12 protein-coding genes are annotated in these 16,986 nt (G+C 62.9%); 4 read left to right on the top strand and 8 right to left on the bottom strand.

Annotated elements, in window-relative coordinates; all coding sequences use genetic code 11:
- Nucleotides 1-130 precede the first annotated feature (130 nt).
- The gene (locus tag A0U93_RS12165; RefSeq protein ID WP_147150999.1) at nucleotides 131-1,633 is read left to right on the top strand and encodes a replicative DNA helicase; all 1,503 of its coding nucleotides are present in this window, start codon (nucleotides 131-133) and stop codon (nucleotides 1,631-1,633) included.
- 51 nt (nucleotides 1,634-1,684) lie between these two features.
- Here A0U93_RS12165 and A0U93_RS12160 read toward each other — a convergent pair whose 3' ends face one another.
- Nucleotides 1,685-1,954 (bottom strand): HU family DNA-binding protein, encoded by a 270-nt coding sequence (locus A0U93_RS12160; protein ID WP_077807574.1) that lies wholly within the window; start codon nucleotides 1,952-1,954, stop codon nucleotides 1,685-1,687.
- Between the two features lie 108 nt (nucleotides 1,955-2,062).
- On the opposite strand from A0U93_RS12160, the gene A0U93_RS12155 reads away from it, so the two are divergent.
- Complete coding sequence (locus A0U93_RS12155; RefSeq protein WP_077807573.1) at nucleotides 2,063-2,965, top strand: rhamnan synthesis F family protein; 903 nt, start codon at nucleotides 2,063-2,065, stop codon at nucleotides 2,963-2,965.
- Here A0U93_RS12155 and A0U93_RS12150 read toward each other — a convergent pair.
- Entirely contained in the window at nucleotides 2,944-5,652 is a 2,709-nt protein-coding gene (locus tag A0U93_RS12150; protein ID WP_077807572.1) for a glycosyltransferase, read from the bottom strand. The genes A0U93_RS12155 and A0U93_RS12150 overlap by 22 nt on opposite strands.
- A 104-nt stretch (nucleotides 5,653-5,756) precedes the next feature.
- On the bottom strand, nucleotides 5,757-7,088 hold the full coding sequence (locus A0U93_RS12145; protein ID WP_077807571.1) for a beta strand repeat-containing protein: 1,332 nt from the start codon (nucleotides 7,086-7,088) through the stop codon (nucleotides 5,757-5,759).
- Between the two features lie 417 nt (nucleotides 7,089-7,505).
- On the opposite strand from A0U93_RS12145, the gene A0U93_RS12140 reads away from it, so the two are divergent.
- Nucleotides 7,506-10,277 carry a glycosyltransferase gene (locus A0U93_RS12140; protein WP_245824874.1) on the top strand — a complete coding sequence of 924 codons (2,772 nt, stop codon included), beginning with the start codon at nucleotides 7,506-7,508 and terminating at the stop codon, nucleotides 10,275-10,277.
- A 22-nt stretch (nucleotides 10,278-10,299) separates the two neighbouring features.
- On the opposite strand, the gene A0U93_RS12135 is transcribed toward A0U93_RS12140, so the two are convergent.
- Together A0U93_RS12135 and A0U93_RS12130 are read right to left on the bottom strand one after the other, a co-directional pair.
- The gene (locus A0U93_RS12135; RefSeq protein WP_077807570.1) at nucleotides 10,300-11,265 is read right to left on the bottom strand and encodes a retroviral-like aspartic protease family protein; all 966 of its coding nucleotides are present in this window, start codon (nucleotides 11,263-11,265) and stop codon (nucleotides 10,300-10,302) included.
- Entirely contained in the window at nucleotides 11,262-12,215 is a 954-nt protein-coding gene (locus tag A0U93_RS12130) for a tyrosine recombinase XerC (RefSeq protein WP_077807569.1), read from the bottom strand. Before A0U93_RS12130 ends, A0U93_RS12135 begins: the two co-directional genes overlap by 4 nt.
- A 96-nt stretch (nucleotides 12,216-12,311) precedes the next feature.
- On the opposite strand from A0U93_RS12130, the gene A0U93_RS12125 reads away from it, so the two are divergent.
- Nucleotides 12,312-14,555, top strand: coding sequence for a primosomal protein N' (locus A0U93_RS12125; protein WP_245824872.1), 2,244 nt, complete (start codon nucleotides 12,312-12,314; stop codon nucleotides 14,553-14,555).
- Nucleotides 14,556-14,662: 107 nt separating this feature from the next.
- On the opposite strand, the gene A0U93_RS12120 is transcribed toward A0U93_RS12125, so the two are convergent.
- The 3 genes from A0U93_RS12120 to A0U93_RS12110 form a co-directional block, all read right to left on the bottom strand.
- Entirely contained in the window at nucleotides 14,663-15,142 is a 480-nt protein-coding gene (locus A0U93_RS12120; RefSeq protein WP_077807567.1) for a hypothetical protein, read from the bottom strand.
- Entirely contained in the window at nucleotides 15,142-15,471 is a 330-nt protein-coding gene (locus tag A0U93_RS12115; protein WP_077807566.1) for a hypothetical protein, read from the bottom strand. The genes A0U93_RS12120 and A0U93_RS12115 overlap by 1 nt, the downstream gene beginning before the upstream one ends.
- Nucleotides 15,472-15,720: 249 nt before the next feature.
- Complete coding sequence (locus A0U93_RS12110) at nucleotides 15,721-16,899, bottom strand: serine hydrolase domain-containing protein (RefSeq protein WP_077807565.1); 1,179 nt, start codon at nucleotides 16,897-16,899, stop codon at nucleotides 15,721-15,723.
- Nucleotides 16,900-16,986 lie beyond the last annotated feature (87 nt).

Below are 16,986 nucleotides of genomic sequence, written 5' to 3'. Positions count from 1 at the left end.
GTCAGGCGAGGCTTCTCGCCGACCGTCGCATACATGGCACATGTAAATGCGGATATGCTGCACGGCGCAAACGACACGATCCGGCGCGTTCTCGAATCGCACCGGCCCATGATAGGAAGGTGGCGTGAACATGATCGATACGCCCCCCAAAGACACCGATTCAACCGATGGCCTTCTCGGCCTGCTCCGTCGCGCCCCGCCGAGCAATGTCGAGGCCGAGCAGGCTCTGCTCGGTGCGCTGCTGACCAATAACAAGGCCTACGAGCGCGTGTCCGACTTCCTGATCGCCGAGCATTTCGCCGATCCGATCAACGGGCGCATCTTCGAGGCCATCGCGCGGCGTATCGACCGCGGCATGCTGGCCGATCCGATCACCATGCGGGCCGAGTTCGAACATAGCGGCCTGCTGGACGAGGTTGGCGGCACGGCCTACCTCGCCAGACTGCTGACGGCGATGGTCGGCATCGTCAATGCCGGCGATTACGGACGCGCGATCCATGACGCATGGGTGCGGCGCCAGTTGATCGACATTGGTGAAACCGTGGTCAACAACGCCTTCGGCGCGCGGTCGGAACTGGACGGCACGGACCAGATCGCCGTGGCCGAGGAAACGCTGTTCAAGCTCGCCACCGACAAGGGACAGGACGGCGGCTTCGTCAGTTTCGAACGGGCGCTGACCGGCGCGCTGGAAATGGCCGAGCACGCCTTCCAGCGCACGGGCGATGTCAGCGGCCTGACCTCGGGTTTGCGCGATTTCGACAAGAAAACGGGCGGTCTGCATCCATCCGACCTGCTGATCCTCGCCGGGCGTCCGGCCATGGGCAAGACCGCGCTGGCCACGAAGATCGCCTTCTCCGCCGCGCGCGCCATTCAGCGGGAAGCGGAGGACAGAAACCAGCCCCCGGCCGGAACCGTGGCCGTCTTCTCGCTGGAAATGTCGTCGGAGCAGTTGGCCACACGTATCCTGTCCGAACAGGCGGAAGTCTCCGGCGAGCGTATCCGCCGCGGCGATATCGGACAGCGCGAGTTCGACCGCTTCGTGCGCGTGTCGCGCGAACTTTCCAGCCTGCCGCTGCATATCGACGACACGCCCGCCATCTCGCTCTCCGCCATGCGCACGCGGTGCCGTCGCCTGAAACGCACCAAGGGGCTGAGCCTGGTGGTCGTGGACTACCTGCAACTCATGCGGCCGGCGCTCGGCACCAAGCCGGACAGCCGCGTGCTTGAAATCTCGATGATCACGCAGGGCCTGAAAGCGATCGCCAAGGAATTCGAGGTGCCGGTCATCGCCCTCTCCCAGCTTTCGCGACAGGTGGAATCGCGTGAGGACAAGCGGCCGATGCTCTCCGACCTGCGTGAATCCGGCTCGATCGAGCAGGACGCGGACGCCGTGATGTTCGTCTATCGCGACGAATATTACCTGCAACAGCGCATGCCCAAAGACAGCGCCTATGAGAGCATGGATAAATACCAGGTCGCCATGGATGAGTGGCAACGCAAAATGGCGCTCGTGCACAACAAGGCCGAGCTGATCCTCGAGAAGCAGCGCCACGGGCCGACCGGCACGATTCCGCTTTATTTCGAAGGGGAATTCACACGCTTCGGCGATCTCGACACCGTGCACGACGTTTAAGGACCAGCAGACTCAACCCGTTCAGGCGCCCGATGCCTGAACGGGTCGGTGTCAAACCGATTTGCGAAGATTGGGACTGGCCTTGAACCGAACCGTTTTGCCCGCCTTGACCCGCACGCTTTCCCCGGTGCGCGGATTGAGGGCCTTCCGCGCCTTGAGCTTATGGACCGAGAACGTACCGAAGGACGGCAGCGTGAAGCCCCCTTCCTTCCTGAGTTCCGCGACAATTGCCGCCATCAGGTCCGTTGCCGCGCGGTTGGCGGCGACGCCCGTGCATTGCATCGACTCCTGCAAGGCGGCGGCGATAAAAGCTTTGCTCATTGAAACTCCGCGTTTTTCTCGTCAGACAGCTGGGCGACGCCCTTTCACGGGCACCGCAAAAACATACCGGCCAAGTAACTTAAAAGAAATTAAAATGGTTATTACAGCGTGAAAAGATCCATCTGCCTGTTTGCCCAGTATGACGAACAACCGGAAATTCCGCCGCAGACCCGGCATTACCTGCGGCAGATCGCTTCTTGTGGCTTTTCCATTCATATTGCTCTGTCCGGTCGCGAAAACCTGACGTCAGCCGGTCGCCTTGCCTTGCACGCGGGACTGGAAGGGCTGCCCATCGCCTTCCATCCGCGCCCGAATGGCGGGCTGGACTTCGGCGCATGGCAGCATCTGCTCGAACTGGACCTCGCACAGGACGCGGATGAAATCCTCCTCGCCAATGACAGCGTCTTCGGCCCGCTCCAGCCACTCTCCCCTCTGGTCGAGCGGATGCGCCGCCAGCAATATGACGTCTGGGGGATGGTCGCCTCCCGTGCCGTCGTGGATCATCTGCAATCGTGGTTCGTCTGTTTCACGGCTGATGCCTTTCGTCGCCCCGCCATACAGCGCGTGCTGAGGCAGCCCTTCAACGAGATGACGAAAGACGAGATCGTCCTGCATGGCGAACTCGGCCTGGGGCTGGCGTTACAGGCGGCCGGCCTGAAACAGGGGGCATGCTGGTCCAGCACACGTGGCATCGCGCGCCTGATCGCCACCAACCCCATGCATACCGATTGGCGCACCGTGCTGCGCAGCGACCGTGCGCCCTTCATCAAGGTGGAACTGCTGCGCGACAACCCCAGCGCCATCCAGGGTATCGAGGGCTGGCGGGATGCGCTGCCCGACCCCGGATTTTTCGATCCCGCATGGATCGATGCGTATCTGGCCCATCACCCACGTCGTCCGGGCGCGCTGCGCGCGACGTGGCGCGGCAAGCTGATCCAGGCTGTGGCGGCGGAAGACCGTTGGCGCGCGCTTTCTCTCCTGCTGCGCGATCAGTTCAGGATCCGTGCGTAGATTTCACGCAATTCCGTTGCCTGCGTTTCATAATGGGGCAACCGGTCTTTCAGGGGATTGACGTAACCATCGAAGCGCGATGGTGCCGCCAGTAGCGCCGTCATGGCGGTCATCAGCGTTTCGGGATGGTTGTCGAGGTCGATCAGCGTGCCGTTGATGCCATCCTCAATGGGCTCGGCCTGACCGCCCGGGGCCGTAGCGATCACCCAGACATCGCGCGCCAGGGCCTCGCGCACCGTCAGGCCGAAACTTTCCTTCCATTGTGAAGGGAAAAGAAGCACGTCGATCTCGTCATAGAAATCGTCCATCGTGTCCTGCGTGTAGGCAGGCCGGATCCGGAACTGGCCTTCGATATGCCAGTCCTCCGGGTCGATGGAGCGAATACCGAGGTTCAGCTTGTTGTCCACGACGATCAACGACCAGTCGGCGCGCGCCACCGCCCTGGCCGCGCGGCGCAGCAACGAATAGCCCTTGAGATCCTCCGTGCCGCCGACGAAGCCGAAGCGCAGCGGCGCACCGACCGACCGTGGCTTTCTGGGTCGGGCCGGCCAGCGAAAGCCATTCGCATTGACCACCACGCGCGACGGATCGACGCCATTGGCGATGTAGAGATCGCGATGTGTCGCGGAAGGACTGAGGATCAGGGCCGCATTCTTCAAACCGTGCTGCATGATGACCGCGCGACTGGCCAGATGTCGTGCATGCGGTACGCAGGTCTGGCAGATTTGCAGGTCGATCGTCTTCTGGAAACAATATCGACCGTCCTCACGAACCATGAATTGCCGGTCGCACAGCCACCATGCGTCATGCACCGTGATGACATACGGAACACCGTATTCCTCGCAAACGCGAAGCAGGCCGACACCCATGCCCTGCAACGCATGGATATGCACGATATCCGGCCGGAATGCCGCCAGCCAGGCGGCAAAGGATGCCGCGGCATCCGGATTATCCAGACTGCCGAGCGCATCCCCCTCGACCGCACCCGGCACCGCGAGCACATCGATGCCATCCACCTGATAGCGATGCCCGGCTTCGAAGGCGGATTCCTGCGAGACTTCCGTCGTGAATACGCCCACCTCAAGCCCATCCTGCCGAAGCCGACGGCTCATTTCCTCGACGATCATCGTGGCGCCGCCGAACGAGCGCGGCGCGAAATACACATTGACCATCAACACGCGCATCGCGTCGCCACGCCGCGCCTGCGGCTGCCCGAAAATACGTGCCGCTTGCGTGCGGGTCATGATGTCGGGCGCATAACGGTCGAGCACGTCCTGACGCGCCTGCCCGCCAAGCCGATAGCGCAGTGCGGGATCGCGGGCGAGTTGGACGATCGCATCCGCCCACTCCTGCGATGTCGTCGCCACCATGCCGTTTTCACCCGGATGCAAGACGGTCATGAAAGCCGATCGTGGCGAACACACCGTCGGCAGCCCCAGAATCGCGGCTTCGAGGAATTTGATGTTGCTCTTGGCGTCGTTGAATAACGTGTTTTCCAGCGGCGCAATGCTGATATCGGTGCAGGCCAGTTCCCGAAGGTAATGGGCGTAGTCAAGACCGTCGCGCCTTTCCACACGCTCGCCGAACGCGTCGAACTCCGAAGGCAGCCTCACCGGCCCGAACAGGCGGATACCGAGTTCCGGCATCTGCTGCATGGCCATCAGCAATCCGGGCGCTGCCTGTAGCAGATCGGCATCGTGCGTGTTGGTCCCGGAGCCATAACAGACCCATATGCGCGAAGGGTCGTGCTGCGCTTGTGCCAGAGCGCCCTCCGCGAAACGCAGCGTCTGTTCGTCCAGCGCGTTCTCCAGTACCGCAACATCATCGACACCGACCTGACGCATGGCAGCCGCGAGACTCTCAGTCGATGCGATGGCGCGGTTGCAAGCCATCAGGCAGCGGCGGAACAGGGTCACGCCGAACAGAAGAAGTTCGCGCTCTGACGCGGGAAGAGTCTCGATATTGCCATTCTGACGATATTCGTCCGCATCGAAAATCAGGTCGTCCACTTCCCACCAGGGAGATAGCTCCAGACGATGGGCCTCATTCACCAGAGCCAGGACCGAGTCGAATCCCGGCGTGCGATAGAATATGACGGCGCTGCAAGTTTGAAGTGTCGCCCAGGCCAGCTTGGTCATCCGCCAATCCACGACCGTTACGCGCCAGCCCAACGATTCGAGAAAGGTCCGCTTCTGCCAGACACGATATTTGGCGCATTGCCGGAGGCCGAGTTCGGCGATGATCAGAATATGGGGCGCCAGTGGCGTCTGGCCTGTTTTCAACGGCGCCTTGTAACGCCTGATCGCCTGATCGTCAGCCGAATCGACCGCAAGGAATCGCTTGCTGCGCCCTTCCGACAGCAGGGTGCCAATGACGGCGCGCAGACCGCCCGACTGCCACAATGCACGCACCCTGTCCGGCGCATTGCTCAGCGGTCGGCCGGACGGCATGCGGCCAAGACTAAGCGACCGAACCCAGCGCAGGGGCGCCGTTATGCGCCAGGAAAGCGATTCTTCACGGAGACGTTTGATGCGCCGGAGTTCATCGATCTCGGCACGAAGGTCCGCCGCACGCAACCCATAGAGCGCCGCACTTTCACGGTAACTGTCACGCAGGGCTGCGTCTCGCGCCGCCAATAGATCTGATGATGGCGAGTCACTCAGGTGAGGGAAATCGGTCGGACGCATGACAGGCGACATACACCTTCGGAGTGCCTCTCGAAATCGGCTATACAAACAAAAAGGGCCGGACCTCGCGGTCCAGCCCTTCTCGATCGATCAACCAGATGAAATCAGCTCAGGTTGAAGTCCGAGGCCTTCAGGTCGGTAACACCGACGAAGGTGATCTTGGAGTTGTCGGACAGCTGGATCGTCGTGTTGCCGCCAGCCACCGTTGCGTTATTCAACACGCTCTGCAGACCGTTGTTATTCTGCAGGCCGTAGTTGTAAAGCGCCGTGATGTTACCAGCCGCGCTACCAAAATCCGTGATGGTATAGTTACCACCGGCATGATCCTTGGTGATGGCGAACAGGTTGGACGCACCCGAACCACCCGTCAGCGTGGCATTGCCAACACCGCCGACCAGCGTATCGGACGCGCTGCCACCGATCAGCACATCGTTGCCCGAGCCGGCGAAGGCATGCAGCGCCGATGTCGACGAAGCGCCGTTGACCGTTTCCGGCCCCTCGTTGCCGACGAAAAGCGCCGGGCTGGACATGGTGCTCGTGATCGCGTTCAGGCCAGAGGCGCCGAAGATCGTCGCATTGCCGGCAGCGATGGTCGTGGTGCCCGTGCCGTTCAGGAACGACAGGTTACCGCTGACCGAGATGTCGTTGTTCGAGCCATGGATGACCTGCAGCGAGCTGGCAGCCGAGATGGTGTCGCCCAACGCCCCGACGATCGTGCTGGAGTCGCCCGTGAAGTTGGCGCTCGATCCCGAACCACCAAAGACGGTGCTGTTGTCACCAACAGAGATGTTGTTACCTGTGCTCAGATCCACGACGGCAGCGTTCTGCTGCAAGGAAACGAGCGAGCTACCGCCGATCAGCGTAACCGTATCGGTACCGCCGGCCGCCCCATCAATGGTGTCGTGCCCTTCGGAAGCAACATAATTGGCGCCCGTGCCGAGCGACAGCGTGTTGGTCGTGCCCGCGCCGGTTGCGATCTGCCAGTCGCCAGTGCTGTCGCCACCATGAAACGCGTTGGTGCCAGCGGCGGCAACAAAGGTGCCGGACTGGTTGCCGACCGTCACATCGGTGTTGCCCTGGTTGCCCGTCAGAATGCTCAGCGACGAACCCGTGCTACCGGCCGCGTTGATCGTAACCTGGCCATTAAGCGGCGTAACGGGGCTGTCGTTGGAGGCCAAAGCGCCAACTGCAACGTTCGTATAGCTGCCATTCAACGTATAGGAACCACCGACGGTGATTTGCCCCTGAACTGTCGACATCGCGCTGGACGCAAACTGATTGCTGCCCGGTGCAAGGTCCACCACGTCAAGGGTGCCGCCACTGAAGGCATTCTGAATGCTGGTCGCGTATTCCTGCGCAAGACGCTGAGTCTGGCCACCGTCGACGGTAACCTGAACATGCGTGCCGGAAGCGCCAACGACGGTCACAATTGCCATACGCTCTGCTCCTTTTCTGATCCCGAAGGATTCATTTTACCAAGGACAGCCGCACGACCGCCCCGACTTTTTCTATCCAACCGCTCTCTATCAAATGGAATCGCGCCTTGGCAATGATATTCGTGCAGCCATACCAGTCATAATTTTTTTCTTTTCCCGGCAACCAGCTTCGCGTGGCATGAATGCAATAATTAGCGCATGAGATTTTATGAATTGTTCATGTTTTTTTCGATTTACATCCCGCTGCCCCCTGGGATGCCGCAAGATAAGTGGGCCCTGAGAGTCATACGGCAATCTTAAATTTGCGGTGCAGATAGGCTAAAGATCGTGAAATTGAGCAAGACGGCTTGTTATTTCAAATAGGCGGGTATCGAAATCAACGTGTCTAAAGAACACACCATCCTTTCATGTGTCACCGTGAACAGGCTCTCCATTTTCGACGAGCCAGTTCCGGCAGATGCACTGCAACACGAATTCGCCCGATATTTGCCGTTCCTGTTGTGGGTATTCGATCAGCTTTCCGACTCAAATCCCTGCACGATCACTTTTACGTCATCCTGCGGCTGGATGATAAGGCCGCTGCGCGAGATGCTCGGCAATCAGATATTCGAGCGTCGGATTGCGCTTCTGCCGCACGAATCGCAGATATCGTCGATCGTTGTGACAAGCGATACTGATCCCCGGCACGAATTTACATCCTCAGCGACCGTCATCCGTTTTTCCGAACAACATGCGCACGATGATGACTTCCATCTCGATTCTCATGTGCTCATCCGGATGCCGACACCGTCGGGAACCGATCGAGCCGCGCTCGCATGGCTAGCCGATCCGGCCTACGCCGCGGAACGCCGGATCTTGCGCCGTCGCGCCGCCACCACCGCTGCCCTGTGGCAGTCGCAACAGGCGCAGGCCCGTCTGTTGCAGCAACGGCAGGACGACGCCCGACGCATCCGGACACTCGTCACCCTGCAACGCGACATGGCATACCAACGCGACGCCGCCCTTGCCCAATACGATCGGACGCAGGCAGCCTATGAGGCCGCCGTCGCCGAGCGCGATGCCGCACTCTCCGAACGCCACGCGCAATCCGCGACAGTTCCCCCGCGCCGCGCCCTGCCATTACGTGCCGTCCGCTACCTTGGCCGCCGTTTGCGACCACGTCATCCGCCGGTCGTTGCCGCGCCGGTCACCGCACAACTACCGTCGTCCGAACGACACATCCTGTTCATCGCCGGCGAGCCGGACACGCCTGGCGTCGCCTATCGTTGCGATCGGCTCGCCGAAGCCGCGCGCGCCGCCGGATACGCCACCCGTGTCATGCCTTGTGCCACAATTGGCGGCGATGACGTGGCCTGGGCCGACATCATGGTTCTGTGGCGTGTGGAATTCAGCGGTCATGTCGATATCCTCCTGCGACTGGGCAGGGAGAAAGGCGCCACACTCGTTTTCGACGCGGACGATATCGTTTTCATCCCGCACCTCGCCCGGATCGACGTCATTGACGGCATACGATCCATCGGCGCGACGGAAGAACGGATCGAGCGCTGTTTCGCCGATATGCGACGCACGATGCTGCGCTGCGATCTCGGCTTTGCGACAACCCGCGAACTCGGCGACGCCATGCGCGTCAATCTGCCGCTGACCCACGAAGTGCCGAATATCTTCAATGACGCCGCCCATGCGAAATCCCGGCTGGCACATCGACGCCGGATCGACGATGGACTGGTCCGCATCGGCTATGCCACGGGCTCTCGGACGCACCAGCGCGACTTCGCAGCCGTCGCCCCTGTTCTCGCGGATCTCCTGCGGACCTATCCGCACGTCCGGCTCGTGCTGTTCCGTGAAGCCGGCAACAGGCGCCCCGTCCTGCTCATGGAGGAGTTTCCCGCACTCGAGACGATCGCGGACCGGATCGAATGGCGCGACATGGTCGCGCTGGCCGATCTGCCGGACGAATTCGCCCGTTTCGATATCTCTATCGCGCCACTGGAGACCGGCAATGTCTTCTGCGAGGCGAAATCGGAAATCAAGTTCTTCGAGCCCGCCCTGGCCGGCGCTGCCTGCATCGCCTCGCCAACCGGGCCATTCCGCCGCGTAATTCGACCGGGAATCACCGGCTTTCTGGCCGACACGCCCGAGGAATGGGCTGCGGCATTACGCAATCTTATCGAGAATCCCGGGAAGCGTCGTCGCATGGCGCAGGACGCGTATCACGACGTTTTATGGCATTTCGGCCCGCAGGCTCAGACGCAACGCCTGCGAACGATTTTCGACGGCCTGGGCGCAACGGACGCCGATGCTGCCCGCAGTGCTGAAACGCTGTTGTCCCGTCAGGCCATGCCCAGGGCGCCACTGCCTGTCGTTCCGGAAAGCGACGCATTGTTCGAGCGCGACCTTTTGGGAGGGGCTGACGTCACCGTCGTGGTGACCAGCTATAACTACAGTACGTATATATTGGATGCGCTGGATTCCGTTCGCGCTCAAACCCTCTCACCGCTGGACCTGATCGTCGTGGATGACGGCTCGACGGACGATTCGGTCACGCTTGTCGAGGACTGGATGACGCGCCATGCGGAGCGCTTCAACCGCCTGATCCTGCGTCGCACCCGGCAAAACGCCGGTCTGGGTGGCGCGCGAAACGTCGGCATGGCCGCGACGGAAACGCCCTTCGTCATGCAACTCGATGCCGACAATCGCCTCCTGCCGGATGCCTGTGCACGACTGCGCGATGCCATGGCGGACGGGCAGACCGCTTATGCCTATCCGGTCCTCCGCGCCTTCAATACCGAGGGCATCGTCATGGGCAAGGCAACGCCGGATGACCCGGACAACGCCACCAGACCGGACCTCCTGGGCAACCTGCCCTTCGAACCGCTCGCGCTTATCGGCGGCAACCACGTCGATGCCATGGCCATGGTGGCGAAATGGGCCTGGGCTGCGGTGGGTGGCTATTATGTGGCGCGCGATGCGATGGGCTGGGAGGATTACGATCTGTGGTGCGGGCTGGCCGAGCGCGGCCTGACGGGCCGTCACGTGCCGGAAGTTCTGGCCGAATACCGTCACCATGATGCCTCAATGACCAACGGGATCACCGAACGCGCGGCCCATAAGGCACGCGTGGTCTCGCTGGTGACCGAACGGCACCCGTGGATCCGCCTTGTCGCCGCCGAGGCACGCCAGCGGCAATAGATGAAAGCACCGCTTCGGCTGGTTATCGCCTCAGCGGCACGCGCGGCGATTCCGGTGCGGCGACGAAAACCTGCCCGGTCGAATAGGAAAGCCAGACATCGTGCCGGGCAAACCAGTCGGCGCCGAGCAGCATATCCGCTGAATCGCGAATATCCGAGACCGTGAGAACCGGCGCGGACCATGCGGGATTGGCGGCATTCGTCGTCCCCGCCCCATCTCCCAGCGTGAGGCGATGGAAGCGATGCCACATGTAACGTCGTGCATTGAGGTCCACGCCGCTGGTGATGCCGCCGGGATCGCGCGCCAGTGCGTCATCGCCGATCCCGAGTTCATGCGCGAAACGCCGCGCGACGATATGCGAACGCGCGCCGCTATCCACCAGTGCGCGACCCGCGCGGCCATCCAGTTGAAATGCTACCGTCAGACGCCCGCCGTCGGTGAAAGCGGGCAATGCCGCGTAGCCGTCAGGCCAGTCGGGCGGTCGGCGGCAGACCGTCGATCCCAGTCGAACGGCCCATAACGTCAACCGTCCATGGGGCGCGTCGATCTCCAGATCATAGCCATGCCACGCATCGGCGCCGATCAGTCCCATGATCGGCGGCGTCACCGCCGGAAGCCCCGGCAATGCACCGAGCGGCATGGTGCGCGCGCCAAGGTCCATCGCGCCGATCCGCATGGAGGAGACCAGCAGGTTCGGCACCAGTTGGCCGCGTCCGTTCGGCCCCTGCATGAACGTCGCATGCGCAGCATCCGGACGCAGCCGCAGGCGATCCGCGCCCTCCGGGGTAATCAGGCTTCCCTCCGAACCCGTATCGACCAGAACACTCGCCGCCCGGCCGTCGAGCATGACCGGAATATGAAGAAACAATCCGTCGTCATGAAGGGGAACCTGCGCGACCGGCGTCATGCGACAGGGCGACGCCATAGCGGCACTCGCTGAAACCAGCGCGCCCAGCCCCAGAAAGCCAGCCCACCAGCGGCACCTCATGACCGGCGCGCGCGCGGATGCGCCGCCTGCCAGACGGACATCAGATGCTTTTCATCGGCCAGGGTATAGGTCTGCGTCGTCGAAAGGCTGGCATGGCCCAGCAGTTCCTGAATCGCACGCAAATCCGCGCCACCCTCCAGCATGTGCGTCGCGAAGGAATGGCGTAGCGCATGGGGGGTCGCACTCGCGGCAGCACCCGTCGTATTCCGCCATTGCTGCATGGCCCGCCGCGCTACAGGGGCCTGCAACCGCCCGCCGCGTGCGCCCACGAAAAGCGGTGCATCGGGCGATGGTGACGGATGCTGGGCACGCCAGTCCGTCAGCGCCTTCGCCACGATCGGCAGAAGCGGCACCATGCGCACGCGGCCGCCCTTGCCGACAACACGCAGAACATCGCCACCGGACGCATCGAGATCGCCGATATTCAGCGCCAGCGCTTCGCCGATCCGCATGCCGGTGCCGTAAAGCAGCGTAAACAGCGCCTCATCGCGCAGGGCGCCAATCCCCGTATGCGCCATGACGGCGATTTCCTCCGGCGCCGCCAGCGCCTGATCGCGCGTCAGGGGGCGCGGCAGCCGTCTCTTGACGCGTGGTGCGGCGAGGAGACCCGGCGCAGGGTTGTCGATATCGTGCCGTTCGGAGAGATAGCGGAAAAACGACCGCAGGGCGGAAACACGGCGCGCCCGCGTTCGTGCCTGCCCGTCACGCGTCCCGACACGACCGGTGACACCCCGTTCCGCCCGCGCCGTTTCATACGCCAGCCATGCCCGCAGATCCGCCAGGGACAGGCGCTGCAACGCCGCCAGATCCGGCTCCTGGCCCAGATGATCGGTCAGGAAACCAAGCGCCTGTTCGATGTCGCCCCGGTAGGCGGCGACCGTGTTTCCGCTCGCACGTCGCGCCTGCGCCAGCCAGGACAGCCACGCGTCCAGCGCCGCCCGGGCCATCATGGATAGATCATCCGACAAGGATTGAGGCGACGAGGCCGCCGCCTTGGGCTAGAACCGGGACCGGATGAAGAACGTTCGACAATATGCATGGCATCCATGACCTTAGATGACGGCGCAGCAGAGCGCGAGAGCCCCGACGCAGCACGCCCGCGCCTGTCGGTCCTGCTGCCGCTGCCGTTTCCCGGCCCGCTGGATTATCTCGGCTTCCTGCCGCCCGATACCGTCGAGCCGGGCGATCTCGTCACCGTGCCGCTGGGCCGACGGGAAGAGATCGGCTGCGTCTGGGACGCGACCAGCACCGTCCCCGCCGATTTCGCACCGGAACCCTCCCAGCCCATCGAGCGCAGGCGGCTCCGGCCTGTCCGGGCCCTGCTCGGCACCCCACGCATCCCGGAAACGCTGCGCCGATTCATCGATTGGCTCGCCGCCTACACGCTGACGCCGCCCGGCCTCGTTCTGGCCATGGCCATACGCGCATGCAGCGCGGAACCGCCGCGTCCGGCGCTGGGATGGGTGCGCGGGAATGCCGATCCGACGGAAGTCCGCCTCACGCCGGCGCGACGGAAAGTGCTGGACGCCCTCGGCAATGCGCCGCGCACCACCGCCGAGCTGGCCACCATCGCCGATGTGGGCCCCAGCGTCGTGCGCGGGCTGGCCAATGTCGGCCTTATTCGCGAAATGGTCATTCCCGTCGCCGCACCGTTCGCAGCACTCGATCCCGATTTCCGGCCACCGGTACTATCGGACGAACAGGCCATCGTCGCCCAGGCCCTGAGCGAGGCCGTCGACGCTCGGCGCTACAGCGCGACACTGCTTGAAGGTGTCACCGGCTCGGGCAAGACCGAGGTGTATCTGGAAGCCGTCGCCCAGGCCTTGCGGCAGGGCCGGCAGGTGCTGGTCCTCCTGCCGGAAATCGCACTATCCGCCCAGTGGACCGACCGTTTCGCCCGGCGCTTCGGGGCGCAGGCCGCCGTCTGGCATTCCGATCTCGGCGCCAAGCGACGGCGCATGACATGGCGCGCGGTTGCCGAAGGACAGGCCCGCGTGGTCGTAGGGGCGCGCTCGGCGCTTTTCCTGCCCTTCCCGGACCTCGGCCTGATCGTCGTGGATGAAGAACACGATACGGCATTCAAGCAGGAAGACGGCGTCACCTATCATGGCCGCGACATGGCCGTCCTGCGCGCCCGGATCGCCGATGTACCGGTCGTGCTCGTCTCCGCGACACCAAGCCTGGAAAGCCTCGCCAATGTCGAGGCGGGCCGCTACGCCCATCTCACGCTGGCCGCCCGACACGGTGGCGCGGTCCTGCCCGAAGTCGGGCTGATCGACATGCGCGCGCACCCGCCCGAACGTGGCCTCTTTCTTTCACCGGTCCTGACCGAAGCCATCAACGAAAGCTTCGCACGGCAGGAACAGGCCATGCTTTTCCTCAATCGTCGCGGCTATGCCCCGCTGACGCTGTGTCGCGCCTGCGGCTTCCGCATGGAATGCCCGAACTGTTCGGCGTGGCTGGTGGAACATCGCGCCCGGCGTGAACTGGCCTGCCACCATTGCGGCCATACCGACCCCCTGCCTCCGACCTGCCCGAACTGTCAGGCGGAAGGAAGCCTCGTGCCGATCGGGCCAGGCATCGAACGCATTCTCGAGGAATCGCGCGCGCTTTTCCCGGATGCCCGCATCCTGGTGATGGCGTCCGACACGCTCGGCTCACCCCAGGCCACGGCGGACGCCGTCCGGCGCATCGCCGCGCGGGAGGTCGACCTCATCATCGGCACGCAGATTGTCGCCAAGGGCTGGCACTTTCCTCATCTGACGCTCGTCGGCGTGGTGGACGCCGATCTGGGTCTCGGCGGCGGCGATCTGCGCGCCGCGGAACGCACCGTGCAACTGCTGCATCAGGTCGCCGGGCGCGCCGGTCGTGCGGAGGCGCCCGGTCGCGTCCTGCTGCAAAGCTATGTCAGCGAACATCCGGTTATGCAGGCCCTCGTCTCCAACGATTATCGCGCTTTCATGGAGCAGGAAGCGAACCAGCGCCGCCCCGGCTTCTGGCCGCCCTACGGTCGCCTCGCCGCGCTTATCGTCAGCGCCGCAACGGCGGAGGCCGCCGACGCATTGGCCCGCACCATCGGGGAGCACGCGCCACATCTTCCCGGCGTGCAGATCCTGGGTCCCGCCCCGGCCCCGCTCGCCATGCTGCGTGGCCGACATCGCCGACGCCTTCTCCTGCGCACACGACGCAACGTCGCGGTGCAGCCGATCCTGCGTCAATGGCTGGCCGGCCTGCGCACGGCATCGCAGGAGCGCGTCGATATTGATATCGATCCTGTATCGTTTTTGTGAAATTTCATTCAATCGGCATCTTCTGCCCCTTTTTCGTCACAAATAATTCGTTAATGTTGATGGTGGTGTCGAGAGCGTGATGCATAAATGTCCTCGGCACCGCCACATCACGCATCGATAGCCTGCTGAAAAAGCCCAGTATTCGCATCGGCATTTGCCGAACCAAGACAAGAATTATAATATTTCTTGTGATAGGCGCTTTGCGCGGCTGCATTATCCGCCAACGGCAGATTTTCCGCCACACGATAGAACCTGATCCGCGTCATCGCAGCCGCATACCGCAGGTTCGTCACCAGCTGCGCCGCCTTCGGCAAATCGGGGCTCAACATACCCCGCAGAACCGTCAGGAAACGCTTTTGCGCTGGAAAATTCAGGAAATTGGCCCAGCAGTCATCATGTGTCGACGGCTCCATCTGCCATAGCCCCAGTGCCGGCCCGTCATTGAGTTGACGCAGATAGACCGCGCGCGTCTCGGCCAGCGCAGTACCCGTCACCAGATTGATCGCCGCCGGTTCGTTCAGCCCCAGCGCCGCCAGGGAAGGCGCGACCACAAGGTATTTCAACTGTCTGACATCGATACCGGACATCAGTGAATCCCCATCGACAACGCGATATGCACGGCACCCGTCCCCAGCACAGACGTCACAAGCGTAATCAGCCCCGTCACCACTGCGCGCTCACCGATCAGGCGGTCAAGCTTGCCGTTGACGATCCGGTTACCGTCTTCCACCTTGCTCTCCAACGCCTTCATCTGGTCACGCAGCGACAGGATTTCGTGCCGCATCTCCGCGCGAAGCTGCTCATGCTGGTCGGACAACGTGCCCGACAACGTCTCCAGCCTCAGCACCCGATCTTCCAGCAGGCGCAAAGCCAGCGGGCCGCCATCAGCCGGGTTGATCTGCAAATCAATCGCCATGTTCAAATTCCGCGCATAAAAAAAGCGCCCACAATGGGGCGCCTTTTGATTTTGTCATTATGCCACAGACATAGTCGAGATCGACCGCGATTGCAATAAATACCCGACAGCGCAAGGATTTCGGCATGCCGGAAATCAGGGACCAGCATCACGCCGCCGACCCCGTCTTCCCAGTTAAAACGCCTGTCAGGCGATCCGGTATCGCTTCGTCGTCCTGAGAGTCATCGCTTCCCGACGGGGTTGTTGAGACTAGACAGTCTTTTCCAGTCCCAGCGCCTTTGCCGCCAGCGTTGCCACATCGCGCCGCAACGATACGACACTCCGCTTGCCATCGGGATGCACGCGATTGGTCAACAGCATCACGTAACTATCGGAAAGCGGGTCGAACCAGAGCGACGTTCCGGTGAAGCCGGTATGTCCGAACGATCCCTTCGGAAAAATATCGCCACGCGGCGATGAAAAATGCGTGGCGATGTCCCATCCGAGCCCACGCAGGTCGGTCGCATCCGTCCTGGGCTGCTGCGGCGTCGTCATCATCCTCAGCGTCGCCTGCTTCAAGGGGAACGCGCTGGGGCGCCCGGCCAGACGGTCCAGCAGCGCCTGCGCATAGAAGATCGTATCCCGCGCATCCGAGAACAGGCCCGCATGCCCCGCCACGCCACCCATTCGTCGCGCCGTCGGGTCGTGCACCACGCCCTGCAACAGGTGTCCATGCTCGTCGTATTGCGTCGGGGCAATCGACGCGCGCCAGGCCTCCGGCGGCAGGAACCCCGATTCCGTCATGCCCAGCGGCAGAAGAATATGTTCGCGCGCATAATCGGCCAGCGACATCCCGCTCCACTGCTCGACGAGCACGCCGAGCGTGATGAAATTGATATCGCTATAGACAAAGTTCCGCCCCGGCGTTGCCGTCGGCGCCGCTGCGATCACGCGCTGCAAGGCCGCCTCGCGTCCCGACCATGTTTCGATCAGGTCGAGATCCGGCGGCAGACCGGAATAATGCGTCAGCAACATGCGGATGGTGATCCCGTCCTTGCCATTCGCACCGAAAGCCGGCCAGTAACGGGCCACGGGATCGTCCAGATCGAAAAGGCCCTGCTCCCAGAACTGCATCACGCTCGGCGCCGTGATCAGCACTTTCGTGAGCGACGCCATGTCGAAACGTGTCTCCCATTGCATCGGCAGGCGCTGCGGCACCACGGCGCGCAGGCCGAACGCGCCATGATACACGACCTGCCCGCCATGCCCGATGGCCACGACCGCGCCGAGCGTCTGCCGGTCAGCGATGGCACGCCGTATGCGACGGTGCACGTCCGCGAAACGCGCTTCCTGTCGGCCTTGCGCGCATCCCCCAAGCCAAAGAGGCGCCGACGCCAGCAGGGTCCGCCGCGCCAGCCGAACCGATTCAGGAATATGATGCTCGTTCATGCCCACCATCCTGAAGCGACCCCGGCAACGAGACAATCCCACAAAAGGTTATCGCACCTTTCGGATTCGTATCGATCGCGTCGCCCT

The sequence above is a fragment of the Neoasaia chiangmaiensis genome, assembly GCF_002005465.1.
Taxonomy (GTDB): Bacteria; Pseudomonadota; Alphaproteobacteria; order Acetobacterales; family Acetobacteraceae; genus Neoasaia; species Neoasaia chiangmaiensis.
Note: the sequence above shows the minus strand (reverse complement) of the source record. Positions and strands in the feature narration are given on the sequence as shown.